This window comes from Roseixanthobacter pseudopolyaromaticivorans (assembly GCF_043195145.2).
Taxonomy (GTDB): domain Bacteria; phylum Pseudomonadota; class Alphaproteobacteria; order Rhizobiales; family Xanthobacteraceae; genus NCEH01.
In genome coordinates this window covers 3,876,589-3,892,578 of record NZ_CM195539.1, presented here as the reverse complement: position 1 = coordinate 3,892,578, position 15,990 = coordinate 3,876,589, and the positions used below count along the sequence as shown (strand labels likewise).

Below are 15,990 nucleotides of genomic sequence, written 5' to 3'. Positions count from 1 at the left end.
CGCGCCTAAGCGTGTGCCACTCACTCTTCGCTATTCGCAGGTCCCGGTGCATTGAAGAGCCGCCTCCCGTTCCGCCTTTCGATCCTCGGCATGATCGCGCTGACGTGCGCGTTCGCGGCAGGGAGCGCAAGTGCGCAGGGGCAGGCGCCGACTCCCGCCGCCCCTGCCGCTGCGGCGCCTAAGGCCGTGCTGGAATTGTTCACCAGCCAGGGCTGCGCCTCCTGTCCCCCCGCCGATGCGCTGCTCTCGGAAATGGCGAGTGATCCGCAGATCATCGCGCTGACGCTCGCGGTCGATTATTGGGATTATGTCGGCTGGAAGGATACCCTCGCCAAGCACGGGCATTCGGTGCGCCAGCGCGCCTATGCGGAACAGCGCGGCGACCGGATGATCTATACCCCGCAGATGGTGGTGGATGGCGTCGCCCCGGCAAAGGGCAGCGACAAGGTGGCGGTCGAGAAGGCTGTGCTGCGCGCCCACGATGCGGGCTCGACCTTGCTGGTGCCGGTCGCGCTGCGGCGCTCCGGCGAAAACCTGGTGGTGGACGTGGCCGACGGGGCGGAGCCTTCTAACCCCGGACATGTTCCGACCGCCGCCGAAGTCTGGCTCTGCCCCATTTTGAGCAGCCATACGGTCGCCATCGGCCGAGGCGAGAACCAGGGCAAGAACGTCACCTATACCAATGTGGTGCGCGCCTGGGTGAAGCTGGGCACTTGGACCGGGGGCCCTGCGCGCTTCTCGGTGCCGCTCAGCGAATTCTGGAATGATGGCGTGGATGGCGCGGCTGTGCTGGTGCAGCGCGGCTCATTCCAATCCCCCGGCCCGATTCTCGGGGCCGCGAAGATCGACCTTAAATAACCCGAGCTTACGTAGCTGGAGTCGCGCGTTTGAGCGATGCAGCTCGTTCTGCATTGCCGGCCGTCCTGCGCGCGGACAATAAAAAAGGCCGCTTGCGCGGCCCTTGAAAGTTAGAAACTTGAAGGATGCGTAGCAGTGGCCGGTTCGCCTGTCACCCCGGGGGGCTGGGGGGCTGGGATAGACCGAAGCAACTGCGAACCGGCCCTGCTACGTTTTTGACTTTGCCTGCGGCGCTTGTCGAGGGAAGGGCCGAATTCCGGCGAGACTGTGATGGTCGTTGACGACCCCGTGATCGTGTTTCCGCCCGGAGCCAGCCGGCTATTCAATCCCCTTGAACCCGGCGGCGATGACGGCGATCATAGGATCTCTGCACCTTGGAGGTCCGATGGGAATCGTTGAGCCCATACGTCCCGCCCGTCCGCCAGCACCGACGCCCCAGGCCTCGCCCGCGCTCGTCACGTTCGACCGACGGGAACTGGACCGGATCCTTGACCTTTATGGCCGCATGGTCGCCGCGGGCGAATGGCGCGATTACGCGATCGATTTCCTCAAGGACAAGGCGGTGTTCTCGATCTTCCGCCGCTCGCTCGACGTGCCGCTGTACCGCATCGAGAAAGACCCCAAGCTCGCGCGCAAGCAGGGCGCTTATTGCGTGGTGTCCCAGACCGGGCTGATCCTGAAGCGCGGCCACGAATTGCCGCGCGTCCTCGCGGTCCTGGAAAAGCCCCTCGCGGCGGTCTGACCCCGGCGTCCGGCGCGGCCGGCGGCGGGGCGGTCGGGGAAGGGTTGTCGGCGGGCGGGCGCTCGGGCATCGTGCGCGCCTTGCCATTGGATGCCCGGATGTCACACGCTCCCAGCCCGATCAAACCCGGCGATCACGTCTTCCTTGTGGATGGTTCGTCCTTCGTCTTCCGGGCCTATTTCCAGTCGATCAACCAGGATCGGAAGTATAATTTCCGCTCCGATCGGCTGCCGACGGGGGCCGTGCGTCTGTTCTGCACCAAGCTGTTCCAGTTCATCCGCGAGGGCGCCATGGGCATCAAGCCCACGCACCTCGCCATCATCTTCGACAAGAGCGAAGACTCGTTCCGGCGCGAGATCTATCCCGCTTACAAGGCCAACCGCTCCGAGCCGCCACCGGAACTGATTCCCCAGTTTCCGCTGATGCGCGAGGCGGTGCGGGCGTTCGGCCTGATTCCGGTGGAGATGGCCCGCTTCGAGGCCGACGACCTGATCGCCACCTATGCCAAGCAGGCTGCCGCCGCCGGCGCCGACGTGCTGATCGTCTCCGCCGACAAGGACCTGATGCAGGTGGTGGGCGATCGCATCGGCATGTACGACCCGGCCTCGGGCGAGGCCGGTGGGCGCGGCGCCCGGCCGGAGCGGCGCATCGGCCTTGGCGAGGTGCTCGAATATTTCGGCGTGCCGCCGGAAAAGGTGACCGACGTCCAGGCGCTGGCGGGGGATTCCACCGACAATGTGCCCGGCGTGCCCGGCATCGGCATCAAGACCGCCGCCACGCTCATTCAGGAATATGGCGACCTCGAAACCCTGCTGGCGCGGGCCGGCGAGATCAAGCAGGTGAAGCGCCGCGAATCGCTGCTGAATCCTGAGAATGTGGAGAAGGCCCGTATTTCCAAGCAGTTAGTGACCCTGGATTGCGCCGTGCCGGTGGAGGTGCCGCTGTCCGACTTGGTGCTGGAGCAGCCCGACGGCAAGCGCCTGATCGCCTTCCTGAAGGCGATGGAGTTCACCACCATCACGCGCCGCGCCGCCGAGGCGTTTGGTGTGGAGGCGGGTGCCATCGAGGCCGACCCGGCGCTGGCGCCGAGCACGACGGGCGGTCTGTTCGGCGCGGAGGAGGATGGCGCCGCGATGCCGGCCCCTGCGTCGGCACAGGCCTCCGCGCCGGCGAACGGCGCAGGTTCCGCAGACGGGCGGCCGAACGTGCTCAACCCGGCCGATCTGGTGGCGGCGCGGGTACAGGAGGCGCGCTCCACCAAGGTGGACCGCAGCCGGTACCGCATGTTGACGGATCTGGCCGAACTCCAGGCTTGGTGCGCCCGCGCCATCGACCAGGGTTACGTCGCCTTCGACACCGAGACCACCTCCATCGATCCCCAGGTGGCGGATCTTGTCGGGGTCTCGCTCGCGCTTGCGCCCAACGAGGCCTGCTACATCCCGCTGGCCCATCGCGGGGCCGGCGACGGCCTGTTCGAGGAAGGGCTGCTGCCGGGGCAGATCCCGTTCCAGGATGCGCTCGCCGCGCTGAAGGGGGTGCTGGAAGACCGCGGCACGCTGAAGATCGCCCACAATGCCAAATATGACGTCGCCCTGCTGGCGCGCCATGGCATCGAAGTCGCCCCGTTCGACTGCACCATGTGCATGTCCTATGCGCTGGATGCCGGCAAGGGCAACCACGGCATGGACGACCTCTCGGTGCGCCACCTCGGCCACACCCCCATCGCGTTCACGGAAGTGGCGGGCAAGGGCAAGGGCCAGGTGACGTTCGACCGGGTCGCGCTGGAGCCGGCCACCTCCTATGCGGCGGAAGACGCCGACGTGACCCTGCGTCTGTGGCGCGTGTTCAAGCCGCGGCTCGTGGCGGATGGCATGAGCACGGTCTATGAGACGCTGGAGCGGCCGCTCATTCCGGTTCTGGTGCGCATGGAAGGCCGCGGCATCGCCATCGACCGGCCGATCCTCGGCCGCCTCTCCAGCGAGTTCGCCCAAGGCGCGGCGCGGATCGAGGACGAGATTGCGGAAATTCTGGGTGGCGAGCGGCTGAACATCGGCTCGCCCAAGCAGATCGGCGACGTCTTGTTCGGCCGTCTCGGGCTGCCCGGCGCCACTAAGACGCCGACCGGCGCCTGGTCCACAAAGGCCAATGTGCTGGAGGAACTGGCGGAGGCCGGCCACACCCTGCCGCAGAAGATCCTGGACTGGCGCCAGCTCGCGAAGCTGCGCTCCACCTATACCGACGCTTTGCCCAATTATGTGAATGCGCGCACGAAGCGCGTCCACACCTCCTATGCGCTGGCAGCGACCACCACCGGGCGGCTCTCCTCTTCCGAGCCGAACCTGCAGAACATCCCGATCCGCACCGAGGAAGGCCGCCGCATCCGCCGCGCCTTCGTCGCCGAGCCGGGGCGGCTGCTGGTTTCGGCCGATTATTCGCAGATCGAGCTGCGGCTGCTGGCGGAGATCGCGGATATTTCGCGCCTGCGCGAAGCGTTCCAGGAGGGGCTGGACATCCACGCCATGACGGCATCCGAAATGTTCGGCGTGCCGGTGGAAGGCATGCCTGCCGAAGTGCGTCGGCGTGCCAAGGCGATCAATTTCGGCATCATCTACGGCATTTCGGCGTTCGGCCTCGCCAACCAGCTCGGCATCGGGCGGGAGGAGGCGGGACTCTATATCCGCCGCTATTTCGAGCGCTTCCCCGGCATTCGCGCCTATATGGACGAGACCAAGACCTTCTGCCGCGAGCATGGGTATGTGGAAACCCTGTTCGGTCGGCGCTGCCATTATCCCGATATCGCGGCGTCCAATCCCTCGATCCGCGCTTTCAACGAGCGCGCCGCCATCAATGCCCGCCTCCAGGGGACGGCAGCGGACATCATCCGCCGCGCCATGGTGCGCATGGAGCCGGCGCTGAAGCAGGCGGGCCTTTCCGCCCAGATGCTGCTTCAGGTGCATGACGAACTGGTGTTCGAGGTGCCGGAAGCCGAGGCGCAGGCAACCCTGCCGGTGGTGAAGCATGTCATGGAGCAGGCCGCGCTTCCGGCCGTGGCGCTCGCCGTGCCGCTGAAGGTGGAGGCCCACGCCGCCGCCAATTGGGAAGAGGCGCACTGACTTTCAACGAAGTTTGAATGTTGAAATGATAAAACCACATTTTCCACGTTGAATAGGTTTGGGCGTTGCGTCATAACAGGCGCGACGCCCCGCGCTTGGCAAAACCAGGCGATGGGCACAGACTGATGGACCCCGGACGCAGCCCGTAGGTGCAGCGCAGGGGTTTCCAACGCGACGGAGTTCCAAACCCATGGCCTCTGGGCCTGCCGACAAGCCATCCCTCTCCGGCCGCGCGCCCCGTGAGCGCGGCGGTGCCCGCATGGACAAGCTGGCGCGGCTGCCGGTGTTCTTCGCCCTCGCCGGCAAGCGCGTGGTGGTGGCTGGCGGCACCGAGCCGGCGGTCTGGAAGGCGGAACTGCTCTCCGCCGCCGGCGCTCATGTGGAGGTGATCGCCGCCGCGCCGTGCGAGGAGATGCGCGCGCTCGCGCAATCCGCCCCGGACGGCCCCATCGCGCTGGTCGAACGGGCCTGGGTCGCGCAGGACCTGGCCGGCGCGGCGCTCGCCATCGCCGACGCGGAGGATGAGGCGGAAGCCGCCCGTTTCGCCGCCGCCGCCCGCACGGCCGGCGTGCCGGTGAACGTGGTGGACAAGCCGGCCTTTTGCGATTTCGCCTTCGGCGCCATCGTCAATCGCTCGCCTCTGGTGGTGGGCATTTCCACCGATGGCGCGGCCCCCGTGTTCGGGCAGGCGGTGCGGGCCAAGATCGAGGCGCTCTTGCCGCCGGGTTTCAAGGCGTGGGCCCAGGCGGCGCAATCCTGGCGCGGTGCAGTTGCTGCCCTCGGCCTCAGTTTTCACGGCCGCCGCCGCTTCTGGGAGCAGTTTTCCGCCCGCGCCATGTTCGCGCCCGACCAGCCGCCGGGCGAGGATGACCGCGCCGCATTGCTGGCCGACGCCGAAAGCACGCGCGCCGCGCCCGACAGCGGTTCGGTGGTCCTGGTGGGCGCGGGGCCGGGCGATCCCGAACTGCTGACCTTGAAGGCGGTGCGGGTGCTGCAATCCGCGGAAGTGGTGCTCTATGACGACTTGGTCTCCCCGCAGGTGCTGGATTTCGCCCGGCGGGAGGCGAAGAAGATGCTGGTGGGCAAGACCGGCTATCGCCCGTCCTGCAAGCAGGATGACATCAACGCGCTGATGGTATCGCTGGCGAAGGAAGGCCGCCGCGTGGTGCGCCTGAAGGGCGGCGACCCCATGATCTTCGGCCGCGCGGGTGAAGAGATCACCGCTTGCCGCCTCGCCGGCATTCCGGTGGAAGTGGTGCCCGGCATCTCCTCCGCCCAGGGGGTGGCGAGCCGGCTGACCACTTCGCTCACCCACCGCGACCATGCGCGGCGCCTGCAATTCGTCACCGCCCATGCGCGCGACGGCAAGCTGCCGAAGGATCTCGATTTTCACGCTTTGTCGGATGCCGCCGCCACCACCGTGGTCTACATGCCGCGCCGGACCTTGCCGGAACTGGTGGAAAAGCTCGCGGCCGCCGGCACGGATCTCGCCGTTCCCGCTTTGGCGGTGTTCTCCGCAACGCGGCCCGACGAGCGGGTGGTGCATGCGCCTCTCGGCGGCCTGTCTGCGGCCATCGACGCCGCCATCGAGGCCGGCGCCCAGGGGCCGTGCCTCGTGCTCTATGGCTATGCGCTCAGCGAAGGCATCGCGGCCGCCGCCGCGCCGCGGGCGGCCTCGGCCGGCTGAACGGCCCCGGCCCGCATTGGGCATGCGCGCCCGGCCTCCTATCTATGGGTGAGGCCGGCGGGACGAAGGACAAGGTAAATGGCGTTTTCCACGGACGAGATCGAGCGCTATGCCCGCCATATCGTGCTGCATGACGTGGGCGGGCCGGGCCAGCAGAAGCTGAAGGCCGCGCGGGTGCTGGTGGTGGGCGCGGGCGGGCTCGGCGCGCCGGTGCTGCTCTATCTCGCCGCGGCCGGCGTGGGCACGCTGGTGCTGGTGGATGACGACGACGTCTCGCTCTCCAACCTTCAGCGACAGGTGATCCACCGCACGCAGGATATCGGCCGCCCCAAGGTGGAGAGCGCGCGCGACGCGGTGGCCGCTCTCAACCCCCACGTGGAAATGGTGCTGCATCAGGGCCGGCTCGACGCCGCCAACGCGCTCGATCTGATTCGCGACGTGGACGTGGTGGTGGACGGCTCGGACAATTTCGCCACCCGCTATCTGGTCTCGGACGCCTGCGTCTTGGCGGGCAAGCCGCTGGTGACGGCGGCGCTCGGAACTTTCGATGCGACCATCACCACCCTGCGCGCCCATGAAACCGGGCCGGACGGCACGCCGAACCCGACCTATCGCTGCCTGTTCCCCGAGCCGCCGCCGCCCGGCACGGTCGCGCCCTGCGCCGAAGCCGGCGTGCTCGGCGCCTTGGCGGGGCTGGCCGGTTCGCTCGCGGCCCTGGAAGTGATCCGCGCCATAGTGGGTTTCGGCGAGGGGCTGGTGGGCAAGCTGCTGATGATCGACGCCCGTTCCATGCGTTTCGAGACGCTGAGCTATGCCTATGACCCGGAAAACCCGCTCACCGGCACGGGAACGCGCATCACCGATCTGTCGGAGCACGTGAAGGCGGCGTGAGGGAGCGGCCCGGATGGTCACAGCTTCCCAGCGGGATTACTTCGGCGATTTGCGGCTAAGTTTCGAAAGCAATCGGCGTATTTCAGGATAGGCGGCCATAAGCACGATTGCGAGTAAGAATACGCTGTTGAATCGCGATACGTATTTTTGCACTTCTAGGCTGAATAAATGCCTGGAAAATATGAGAATACCCAGAAATATAAAGAATGCGCAAAATGCTTTGCGTCTGAAATCTAGTTTTTGCATGGGCTATTAGCCTAATTCCTGTTGAATCAGGGTAACCTCGCGCCAATATCCTGCCTTTTCGATGTCCATGCGCCGAGACCACGCGACATGTGCTTCGTTGTGATGCGATTAGGCATCCGCCGTGTTTGTCTCAACTTATTTCAATCACCTTAAATAAGTTTACGTGACGCCAGTTTGGTCGAGCCATCGCGCCTCACAGCATGGAGGGCAGCACGCGGTCCGGCGGACGGTGGCCGTCCATGAAGGTCTTGATGTTGACGATGACCTTCTCGCCCATGTCGATGCGGCCTTCCAGCGTCGCCGAGCCCATGTGCGGCAGCAGCACCACCTTGCCCTGGCGGGCGAGCTTGACGAGCTTGGGGTTCACCGCCGGCTCATGCTCGAACACATCAAGGCCCGCGCCGGCGATTTCGCCGGCTTCCAGCATGCGGGTCAGGGCGTTCTCGTCGATCACCTCGCCGCGCGCCGTGTTCACCACATAGGCGTCGGGCTTCAACAGCTTGAGGCGGCGGGCCGAGAGCAGGTGATAGGTGGCCGGCGTGTGCGGGCAGTTGATGGAGACGATGTCCATGCGGGCCAGCATCTGGTCCAGGCTGTCCCAATAGGTCGCTTCCAGCGCCTCTTCCGTAGCGGCGGGCAGGTGGCGGCGGTTGTGGTAATGGATCTGCAGGCCGAACGCCTTGGCGCGGCGCGCCACCGCCTGGCCGATGCGGCCCATGCCGACGATGCCGAGGCGCTTGCCCCAGATGCGCCGGCCGAGCATCCAGGTGGGCGCCCAGCCGTTCCATTCCTCGGGATCGGAGGTGATGATCTGCGCGCCCTCGGCCAGCCGGCGCGGTACGGCGAGAATCAGCGCCATGGTCATGTCGGCGGTGTCCTCGGTGAGGACGCCTGGGGTGTTGGTGACGGTGATTCCCCGCGCCAGGGCGCTGGCCACGTCGATGTGATCGACGCCGTTGGAGAAGCTGGCGATGAGGCGCAGATTCTCGCCCGCATGCGACAGCACCGCCGAATCGATCTTGTCGGTCACGGTGGGCACCAGCACGTCCGCGGTCCGCACGGCCTCGACCAGAGCGGCGTGATCCATGGGCACGTCGTCGACGTTCAGACGCGCGTCGAACAGTTCGCGCATCCGCGTTTCCACCGTGTCAGGCAGCTTCCGCGTGACGACAACGAGGGGTTTGCGACGCGCCATAATCTTCCCCGTTCCCGGTTTTTTAACCCTTCTCGTTCCGTCTAGCAGACAGACGAGGAAACACAAAGGGTATGCGCGCAGCGACCCTTGACGATGTCCGGGTGCAGGCGCACTTCAGGCACGCGATTTCACTGAGCGGAGAGGATCAGCGGATCATGCAGGCGAGCAAACGGCAGTCCCTTCCGGCACGCGCGATGGCTTTCCTGCTGGTGTTGGCGGCCACCTCTTCGCTTAGCGGTGCGGCATTGGCGGCAGATGATTCCGGCAGCGGCCTGCCGGTGCCGCGCTTTGTCTCACTGAAAGCGGACAAGGTGAATGTGCGCACCGGGCCGAACAAGGATCAGGACGTGTCCTGGATCTTCTCGCGCGCCGGCTTGCCGGTGGAGATCACCGCCGAGTTCGAGACCTGGCGCCGCATCCGCGATGTGGATGGCTCGGAGGGCTGGGTCTATCATTCCATGCTGTCGGGCCGTCGCACGGCGCTGGTGTCGCCCTGGCTGAAGAGCGGCACGGCGGTGCTGCGCGAGCGCGCCGATTCCAACGCGCGCGCCACCGCGCAGTTGGAGCCCCGCGTGCTGGCGTCCGTGAAATCCTGCGATGGAAAATGGTGCCGCATCACCGGCCCCGGCTTCGATGGCTTCATCGAGCAGGGCAATCTGTGGGGTGTCTACCCTGACGAGAAGGTGGAGTGAGGCCTGCTGCGGCCTCGTCTTGCGGGGGGCGCCCGCGGCCCGTCTTAAATGAAAAAGCCCTCGCGCGGGCGAGGGCTTTGATCCGGAATCGGCGGAAGGAGTGGAGCGATCAGCCCTTGCCGACGGCCTTGCGGCGCAGGCGCACCACCACGTCGACGCGGGCGACTTCGAAGCCTTCCGGGGGCTCGGGCAGGCGGTCGACGCCGACATGAGCCGAGGGAATGTCCACCAGCTCGTTATGGCCTTCCACATAGAAATGGTAATGGTCCGACGCGTTGGTGTCGAAATAGGTCTTCGACCCGTCCACGGCCACCTCGCGCAGGAGGTCCACCTCAGTGAACTGGTGCAGGGTGTTGTAGACGGTGGCGAGCGACACCGGGAAACGGGCGCGGATGGCTTCTTCGTGCAGCATTTCTGCCGTCACATGGCGGTCGCCCTTGGCGAACAGCAGCCAGCCGAGCGCCAAGCGCTGGCGCGTCGGGCGCAGGCCCACTTCGCGCAGCATCTCGCGCACGTCATGGAAGGGACACCCGGTGCGACGCGTGGATGAGACATCCCGCAACTGGGCCACCGGCAGCACCGCGTCACCGTCCTCCACCGCGCCGCGAGAGGCGACGGCGGGGCTCGTGAGGCTGGCTCTGAAGCGGGACATGTCGGACATCGGCGGTTCTGCACTCTTCAATGAAACACGTGGCCTTGGCGGCGGCGGTACAAAGCTCCGCAAAGCGCTGATCAATCTCAATAGCGGATCGCGCCGCGAATTGCCACTATTATAGATTGTAGCTGTACTAATGTAAGTCAATGACACCAATGCCTTGCTTGTGACTTGCGTCCTCGGCGCATGCCATTGCATGGCTTCGCGACGGCGGTCTCCGCGACCGCATGCAGACATGAGGACCACGCCTTTGATCGATCTGCGCGCGCCGATCACAGCCTGTCTGGTGGTTTCCGCAGGCGCGGCCGCGGCCCTTGCCGCGGCCTGGTATTTCCAGCTGGTGGTGGGACTTGCGCCGTGTCCGCTGTGCCTGGATCAGCGTCTGCCCTATTACGCAGCGGTACCGATCGGCCTGCTTTCGGCCTATGCCGCCCATCGCGGTTGGGCCGGTGTGGCGCGGGCGGGGCTCGCGGTGCTGGCGCTGCTGATGCTGGTGGATGCGGGGATCGCAATCTTCCATGCCGGGGTGGAATGGCGCTTCTGGCAGGGGCCGACCGCCTGCACTTCGGGCACGCCGCTGGTGGTCAGCGACATTATGTCCGCCCTCAAGACGGCTCATGTGCCCCGCTGCGATGAGGCCGCATGGCGCCTGATGGGCATTTCCATGGCCGGCTGGAACGCTTTGATCGCCCTTGGGCTTGCGGGCGTGGCATTGATCGGCCTGCGCGGCCGGGGTACGGCGCGCCGCACGATCGCCGCCTGAGCGGGCTTACGGCTCCAGTTCGGTATCCCAATAGAGATAGTCGAGCCAGCTCTCGTGCAGATAATTGGGCGGGAAATGGCGACCGTTCTGATGCAAATCGTGCACGGTGGGCTGGAACGGCACCTGATGGGGCCACATGCCCGAATGCGCCGGCATGTCGCTGCCCTTGCGCAGATTACACGGTGAGCACGCTGTCACCACATTGTCCCAGGTCGTCTGGCCACCGCGGGAGCGGGGAATGAGGTGATCGAAGGTGAGGTCGTCGCGCGAGCCGCAATATTGGCAGGTGAAGCGATCGCGCAGGAAGACGTTGAAGCGGGTAAAGGCCGGATGCCGGGCGGGCTTTACGAAGGTGCGCAGGGACAGCACGCTCGGAAGCCGGATCTCTATGCCCGGACTTCGCACCGCTTTGTCGTAATATTCGACGATGTTCACGCGGTCGAGGAACACCGCCTTGATGGCATCCTGCCAGCACCAGACAGACAGGGGATAGTAGCTCAGCGGACGGTAGTCCGCATTGAGCACCAGCGCCGGCCAAGCCCCAGATGGTAACGCAGCGGTCAAGGATCGAACTCCTCGCCCTCCATGGCACCGAATCAAAACAAGCCTGCCCGGTGCGCCGCGATACTCTATATTCTCCGTGTCATTCTTGTGAAGCCGTTCGGTGCGTCGGCTTACGCGGCTGCGAGCCGCTGGGCCAGAAACAGGCCCCCCTGGGCAAGGCCGGTGTCGTCGATCCCATGGCCGAGGCCGTGGCTGAGATGCCATTCCACGGGGATGCCCGCGCCGGCGAGCCCGAAGGCCGATTGGAACAGGGCCTGGGCGGGAATCAGCGTGTCGTCGGTGCCGTGCACCAGCAGGATCGGCGGGGCAGCGGCGCCGTCCGCTTGCGGTTCGGGAACCCATAGGCCGGAATAGCCGACCACGGCGGCCGGCGGCTGCGGCATGGCGAGGGCCACCGATAAGGCCATCATGCAGCCCTGGCTGAAGCCGACCAGGGCGAGACGGCTCGCCGGTAGGCGGGCACGCTGCAATTCGCTTTGGATCAGGCGGTGCAGGCCGGGGGCGGCGCTTGCCACGCCGCGCACCATGTCGTGCGGGTCCATGTCGCCGAGCGGAAACCATTGCCGCCCCATGGGCGCTTGCTCGCACGGGTCCGGGGCGTGAGGCGACACGAAGGCGGTGTCCGGCAGCAGCTCCGCCCAGGCGCTGCCGAGGTCGATCAGGTCCCGCCCATCGGCCCCATAACCGTGCAGCAGGATGACCAGCGAATCGGGCGCGCCGCCCGAGCGGGGCGGCAGGCGGGGGCTATCCAGGACGGGCATGAGCGGGAAGCCTTAGGTGGGAAGGTCTCAGGTGGGAACGCCGGTGCGGGCGCGCTTCGCGCCATAATAGGCCCAGAGCACCTGCGCCGCCACGCCGCGATAGGGCCGCCAGTCCTCCGCGATCGCCCACAGGCCGAGGGCCGAGGCGCGGCCGGGCAGTTCGAACGCCTCGCCCGCCGCCACCTGAAGGGCAAGGTCGCCGTGCGGGAACGCATCGGCGCGGCCGAGACAGAACAGGAGATAGATGTCCGCGCTCCACAGGCCGATGCCGGGAAGCTTGGTGAGATAGGCGGCCGCCGCGTCCGCCTCCATATGCGCAACGGCATCGAGGTCCACCGCGCCGGACACGAGGTCGCGGGCGATGCCGGTGAGGGTGCGGATCTTCGGCGCGGAAAGACCGGCGGCGCGCAGGCTTTCCGACGGCGCGGAGAGCAGGGCTTCGGGCGTCGGCGCTCCGCCAAACAGGGCCTCGAGGCGGGCGGAGATGGAGCGGGCGGCGGCCACCGACAATTGCTGCGCCACCACGATCGCCACCAGTCCCGCAAAGCCCGGCGCGCGGCGGCGCAGGGCCGGCCGGCCGGCGAATGCCACCAGCGGAACAAGGCGCGGATCCAGCGCCAAAAGCCGGTCGAGGGCGTGGTCGAAATCCGCCTGCCGGTCCAGCCGCGGCTCGAGATCCGAGGCCGGGCCGAGGGGGGCGGGGGTGAGGTCGGTCATGGTGCCTTGGGTCCTCGATCAATCCGCTGCCGGCGGGTTTTGGGGGGATGAAATCACCGGCGGGCGATCTTGGCCAGCGGGCGCGCCGCGCGCCGTGGCGGCGACAGGCGGTGAATCCTGCGTCATAAATCCTGCCCCATGCGCTTCACCTGCCGCTTCGCCCCCAGCCCCAATGGCCGCCTGCATCTGGGCCATGCCCTGTCCGCCTTCATCAATGCCGATGCGGCGAGAGAGGCGGGCGGGGACTTCCTGTTGCGCATCGAGGACATCGACGCCACCCGATCCCGTCCCGCTTTCGAACAGGCGATCCGGGAAGATCTGGACTGGCTCGGCATTCTCCCCGCCACGCCGCCCCGCCGGCAATCGGAGCATCTCGCATTCTACCGGGAGGCGCTGGACCGGCTGGAGCGCGACGGCCTGCTCTATCCCGCGTTCGAAAGCCGGGCGCAGATCGCCCATGCGGTCGCGCAAAAAGAGGCCGAGGCCCCCTGGCCGCGCGATCCGGACGGGGCCCCGCTCTATCCTTTCGCACGGCAGTCGATGACGCAGGCCGAGCGCACCCGCCTGCGCGCGGAGGGGAGGCCGTTCGTGCTGCGGCTGGATATGGCCGCCGCCCTGGCGCGCATCGGCGGTCCGCTCGCCTGGAGCGAAGCCCGCGAAAGCCCGCTCGGCCCGCCGGTTCCGCAAGAGGCGGACCCGGCCGCGTGGGGCGATGTGGTGGTGGCGCGCAAGGATGTGCCGGCCAGCTATCACCTCGCCGTGGTGCTGGACGATGCGGCGCAGGCCATCAGCCATGTGATCCGCGGGCGGGACCTGTTCGCGGCGACTTCGGTGCACCGGGTGTTGCAGGAGGTGCTGGGGCTTCCCGCCCCGGTCTATCACCATCACCGCCTGGTGCTGGGGGCGGATGGCCGCAAGCTCTCGAAAAGCGAGGGCGCGGCGAGCCTCGAGGTGCTGCGGCAGGCGGGAGAGGGGCCAGCCGATATTCGCCGGCGGCTTGGCCTTTCCGCTTAGCGCAGGTCTCGCGCAAACCGCCGCCACGCGCCGCGTTTCCCGAAAATGTTTCACGTGAAACAATGGCTTGGCACAGACGAACAGGGGTTTTATGGCACGTCTCCGCGCCTGTTTCGCGGACCAAACCGCGATTTCGGGCGAAGCTTCCCGCACGAATTTCGGCGCGGTGGCCGAGCGGCCGATCCCGCGCCCAAACCCAAGCCCGCGTCCCAAGCCCGCGTCCCAAGCCCGCGCTCCCGACGGACCTCGCACGCCGCGTCACCCCGGCGCCGCGTCCCTCAGCCGACGCCGAGGACGTAGAGCCACAAGGCGATGGTGAACAGGCCGAGCACGGTGGAGAGCGAAACGGCGCTCGAACTGGTGTGCACGCCCACCCCGTAGCGCTGCGCCAGCAGATAGGCATTGATGCCGCACGGCATGGCGGCGAACAACACCGCCACCCCGGCCCACACCGGCGGCATGGGCAGCACCAGGGTGAGCAGATAGACCAGCAGCGGATGGACGATCAGCTTCATGAAGGAGATGAAGGTGCTCGGCCCGATATCGCCGGAAATGCCATAGCGGTTCAGCGCCAGCCCGAGCGAAATCAGGGCGCACGGCGAGGCCGAGGCCGCCACCAGATCGAGGATCTGCTTGATGACGCCCGTGGTCTGGATGCCCAGCACCCGCCCGAGCCCGCCGGCATAGATGCCGATCAGGATGGGATTGAAGGCAAGCGTGCGCACCAGGCGCTTGCCGGTGGCCCAGGAGAGGCCGGAGCCGCCTTCCACCAGCACGGTCGCCGCCACCAGCATGATGGGCAGATGGATGGCGATGAGCAGGAACAGCGGCACCGCGCCTTCCTCGCCATAGGCCTTCAGAATCAGCGGCACGCCGAGGAAGACCGTATTGGCCTGCCCGGCGGAGAAGCCGTGGATCACCGCTTCCGTATGGCTGCGGTGGAACACATAGCGCGCCACCGCCATGGCGATGCCGAAGGCGATGAAGGCGCCGGTGAAATAGGCGATCCAATAGCCCCAGGGCTGAGCATCCGGCATCTTGGATTCGCTCAGCGTCTTGAAGATCAGGATCGGCACGGACAGCCCGAACACATATTCGGCGAGGCCGTCGGAGGCCTTGTCCGAAATCAGGCGGGTCTTCGCGGCCAGGAAGCCCATCGCCACGATGCCGAACACCGGCAGGATGACGATGGCGATGTCCGCGATGATGCTGCCCATGAGCCGTCCGTCAGGCTGCCACGCCGGCGGCGCGCCGCTGGGCGAGGGGCACGGCGCGCTCGCACACCGCGTCGCGCACGCCCACCATGGCCTGCATGCGCGCCTCGAGCCGTTCAGCGATGGCCTCCGGCGCGCGGAACAGCAATTCCACGCTGATGCAGTCCTCCTGGCGCGCCACATCGAGATGATCGGGCAGCACGTCGTGGATGACGAAGGGTTCGAGGAGGCGCAGGAGCACGTTGGACTCGGGTTCGGCCTCGAGAACGAGGCGATACGTCGCGTCGCCGGCCGGCGCGCAGCAAAGGGAGGTCATGGAAGTCGATTCCGAAGAAGGAAGAAGCAGGATGCGCGTTATCGTGCCCGGCCGATGAGATCGACCGGGCGGAGAATTCGCAGCATCGCCGCACCGGCGGGCCGGTTCTTGCTCTCCGTAAAAGACATGGGGCCAAACTAGGCGGGCCTGTGCGGGGCGTCAACGGTGGATGAAGGCGCGCTCGCGCACGGGCATGGACACACAAACCTTTGACATTGCTTGCCTTGGCGCGGAGCCGTCTGCGCTGTAGGCTTATCTGGCTCCGGTAGCCATGCCGGGACAGGGACGGTATCGCGCCATGACGAGAGCGAGCGAGGGGGCAAGCGGCGGCGAGTGGATGGCCGCGACCCGTGTCGCGCCCGCGCTCGCGGTGCGTCCCTCGGGCCGGCAGCCTTTGGTGCTCGCGGCCCTGGTCCTCGTCCTGGTGGCATTGCTTGCCGGGGCCGGCCTGCTCTGGGTCGTGCACGGGCCGACGGTCTTTTTCGACACCCTCGCCAGCGGCTTTGCCACATGCCTGTGATCCGGTGCCGACCGGGCGTCGATGCCCGGCGCGGCGACAGGC

Annotated in this window: 17 protein-coding genes; 10 read left to right on the top strand and 7 right to left on the bottom strand. The window is 67.0% G+C overall.

Features of this window, described 5'->3' with window-relative positions; genetic code table 11:
* Window positions 1-51: 51 nt before the first annotated feature.
* The 5 genes from V5F68_RS18355 (at window position 52) to V5F68_RS18335 (ending at window position 7,291) form a co-directional block, all read left to right on the top strand.
* The gene (locus tag V5F68_RS18355) at window positions 52-858 is read left to right on the top strand and encodes a DUF1223 domain-containing protein (RefSeq protein ID WP_394015728.1); all 807 of its coding nucleotides are present in this window, start codon (window positions 52-54) and stop codon (window positions 856-858) included.
* 385 nt (window positions 859-1,243) lie between these two features.
* On the top strand, window positions 1,244-1,600 hold the full coding sequence (locus V5F68_RS18350) for a DUF2794 domain-containing protein (protein ID WP_348844000.1): 357 nt from the start codon (window positions 1,244-1,246) through the stop codon (window positions 1,598-1,600).
* Window positions 1,601-1,698: 98 nt separating this feature from the next.
* Window positions 1,699-4,713 (top strand): DNA polymerase I, encoded by a 3,015-nt coding sequence (polA, locus tag V5F68_RS18345; protein WP_394015729.1) that lies wholly within the window; start codon window positions 1,699-1,701, stop codon window positions 4,711-4,713.
* 190 nt (window positions 4,714-4,903) lie between these two features.
* Window positions 4,904-6,400 carry a siroheme synthase CysG gene (gene cysG / locus V5F68_RS18340; RefSeq protein WP_394015730.1) on the top strand — a complete coding sequence of 499 codons (1,497 nt, stop codon included), beginning with the start codon at window positions 4,904-4,906 and terminating at the stop codon, window positions 6,398-6,400.
* A 78-nt stretch (window positions 6,401-6,478) separates the two neighbouring features.
* Window positions 6,479-7,291: a HesA/MoeB/ThiF family protein gene (locus tag V5F68_RS18335; protein WP_394015731.1), complete on the top strand. Its 813-nt coding sequence runs from the start codon at window positions 6,479-6,481 to the stop codon at window positions 7,289-7,291.
* A gap of 439 nt (window positions 7,292-7,730) precedes the next feature.
* Here V5F68_RS18335 and V5F68_RS18330 read toward each other — a convergent pair whose 3' ends face one another.
* Window positions 7,731-8,732 carry a 2-hydroxyacid dehydrogenase gene (locus V5F68_RS18330; protein ID WP_394015732.1) on the bottom strand — a complete coding sequence of 334 codons (1,002 nt, stop codon included), beginning with the start codon at window positions 8,730-8,732 and terminating at the stop codon, window positions 7,731-7,733.
* A gap of 155 nt (window positions 8,733-8,887) precedes the next feature.
* Between V5F68_RS18330 and V5F68_RS18325 the strand changes: the two genes are divergently transcribed.
* Entirely contained in the window at window positions 8,888-9,424 is a 537-nt protein-coding gene (locus V5F68_RS18325) for an SH3 domain-containing protein (RefSeq protein ID WP_394015733.1), read from the top strand.
* 109 nt (window positions 9,425-9,533) lie between these two features.
* Here the strand turns inward: V5F68_RS18325 and irrA are convergent, their stop codons facing one another.
* Complete coding sequence (irrA, locus tag V5F68_RS18320) at window positions 9,534-10,076, bottom strand: iron response transcriptional regulator IrrA (RefSeq protein WP_394015734.1); 543 nt, start codon at window positions 10,074-10,076, stop codon at window positions 9,534-9,536.
* Here irrA and V5F68_RS18315 point away from each other — a divergent pair.
* Window positions 10,075-10,200 (top strand): hypothetical protein, encoded by a 126-nt coding sequence (locus tag V5F68_RS18315; protein WP_394015735.1) that lies wholly within the window; start codon window positions 10,075-10,077, stop codon window positions 10,198-10,200. The genes irrA and V5F68_RS18315 overlap by 2 nt on opposite strands.
* Before the next feature lie 114 nt (window positions 10,201-10,314).
* Window positions 10,315-10,842, top strand: a complete 528-nt coding sequence (locus tag V5F68_RS18310; protein ID WP_394015736.1) for a disulfide bond formation protein B — start codon at window positions 10,315-10,317, stop codon at window positions 10,840-10,842.
* A gap of 6 nt (window positions 10,843-10,848) precedes the next feature.
* On the opposite strand, the gene V5F68_RS18305 is transcribed toward V5F68_RS18310, so the two are convergent.
* The 3 genes from V5F68_RS18305 to V5F68_RS18295 form a co-directional block, all read right to left on the bottom strand.
* The gene (locus V5F68_RS18305; protein WP_348844008.1) at window positions 10,849-11,406 is read right to left on the bottom strand and encodes an HNH endonuclease; all 558 of its coding nucleotides are present in this window, start codon (window positions 11,404-11,406) and stop codon (window positions 10,849-10,851) included.
* Between the two features lie 110 nt (window positions 11,407-11,516).
* On the bottom strand, window positions 11,517-12,167 hold the full coding sequence (locus tag V5F68_RS18300) for an alpha/beta hydrolase (RefSeq protein ID WP_394015737.1): 651 nt from the start codon (window positions 12,165-12,167) through the stop codon (window positions 11,517-11,519).
* Window positions 12,168-12,194: 27 nt separating this feature from the next.
* Window positions 12,195-12,884: a DNA-3-methyladenine glycosylase family protein gene (locus tag V5F68_RS18295; RefSeq protein WP_394015738.1), complete on the bottom strand. Its 690-nt coding sequence runs from the start codon at window positions 12,882-12,884 to the stop codon at window positions 12,195-12,197.
* A gap of 138 nt (window positions 12,885-13,022) precedes the next feature.
* Between V5F68_RS18295 and gluQRS the strand changes: the two genes are divergently transcribed.
* A complete protein-coding gene (gluQRS, locus tag V5F68_RS18290; RefSeq protein WP_394015739.1) occupies window positions 13,023-13,898 on the top strand; it encodes a tRNA glutamyl-Q(34) synthetase GluQRS in 876 nt (291 codons plus the stop codon).
* 278 nt (window positions 13,899-14,176) lie between these two features.
* Here gluQRS and V5F68_RS18285 read toward each other — a convergent pair whose 3' ends face one another.
* Together V5F68_RS18285 and V5F68_RS18280 are read right to left on the bottom strand one after the other, a co-directional pair.
* Window positions 14,177-15,115, bottom strand: coding sequence for an AEC family transporter (locus V5F68_RS18285; RefSeq protein WP_394015740.1), 939 nt, complete (start codon window positions 15,113-15,115; stop codon window positions 14,177-14,179).
* Between the two features lie 10 nt (window positions 15,116-15,125).
* Window positions 15,126-15,428, bottom strand: coding sequence for an ACT-like domain-containing protein (locus V5F68_RS18280; protein WP_394015741.1), 303 nt, complete (start codon window positions 15,426-15,428; stop codon window positions 15,126-15,128).
* 298 nt (window positions 15,429-15,726) lie between these two features.
* Between V5F68_RS18280 and V5F68_RS18275 the strand changes: the two genes are divergently transcribed.
* Window positions 15,727-15,948, top strand: a complete 222-nt coding sequence (locus V5F68_RS18275) for a hypothetical protein (RefSeq protein ID WP_394015742.1) — start codon at window positions 15,727-15,729, stop codon at window positions 15,946-15,948.
* Window positions 15,949-15,990: the final 42 nt, after the last annotated feature.

Bases quoted from the DNA above. Each gene is read 5' to 3' on its own strand.
- V5F68_RS18350 (WP_348844000.1), top strand. From the start codon at position 1,244: ATGGGAATCGTTGAGCCCATACGTCCCGCCCGTCCGCCAGCACCGACG.
- polA (WP_394015729.1), top strand. From the start codon at position 1,699: ATGTCACACGCTCCCAGCCCGATCAAACCCGGCGATCACGTCTTCCTT.
- cysG (WP_394015730.1), top strand. From the start codon at position 4,904: ATGGCCTCTGGGCCTGCCGACAAGCCATCCCTCTCCGGCCGCGCGCCC.
- V5F68_RS18335 (WP_394015731.1), top strand. From the start codon at position 6,479: ATGGCGTTTTCCACGGACGAGATCGAGCGCTATGCCCGCCATATCGTG.
- V5F68_RS18330 (WP_394015732.1), bottom strand. From the start codon at position 8,732: ATGGCGCGTCGCAAACCCCTCGTTGTCGTCACGCGGAAGCTGCCTGAC.
- V5F68_RS18325 (WP_394015733.1), top strand. From the start codon at position 8,888: ATGCAGGCGAGCAAACGGCAGTCCCTTCCGGCACGCGCGATGGCTTTC.
- V5F68_RS18315 (WP_394015735.1), top strand. From the start codon at position 10,075: ATGTCGGACATCGGCGGTTCTGCACTCTTCAATGAAACACGTGGCCTT.
- irrA (WP_394015734.1), bottom strand. From the start codon at position 10,076: ATGTCCCGCTTCAGAGCCAGCCTCACGAGCCCCGCCGTCGCCTCTCGC.
- V5F68_RS18310 (WP_394015736.1), top strand. From the start codon at position 10,315: ATGAGGACCACGCCTTTGATCGATCTGCGCGCGCCGATCACAGCCTGT.
- V5F68_RS18300 (WP_394015737.1), bottom strand. From the start codon at position 12,167: ATGCCCGTCCTGGATAGCCCCCGCCTGCCGCCCCGCTCGGGCGGCGCG.
- V5F68_RS18295 (WP_394015738.1), bottom strand. From the start codon at position 12,884: ATGACCGACCTCACCCCCGCCCCCCTCGGCCCGGCCTCGGATCTCGAG.
- gluQRS (WP_394015739.1), top strand. From the start codon at position 13,023: ATGCGCTTCACCTGCCGCTTCGCCCCCAGCCCCAATGGCCGCCTGCAT.
- V5F68_RS18285 (WP_394015740.1), bottom strand. From the start codon at position 15,115: ATGGGCAGCATCATCGCGGACATCGCCATCGTCATCCTGCCGGTGTTC.
- V5F68_RS18280 (WP_394015741.1), bottom strand. From the start codon at position 15,428: ATGACCTCCCTTTGCTGCGCGCCGGCCGGCGACGCGACGTATCGCCTC.
- V5F68_RS18275 (WP_394015742.1), top strand. From the start codon at position 15,727: ATGACGAGAGCGAGCGAGGGGGCAAGCGGCGGCGAGTGGATGGCCGCG.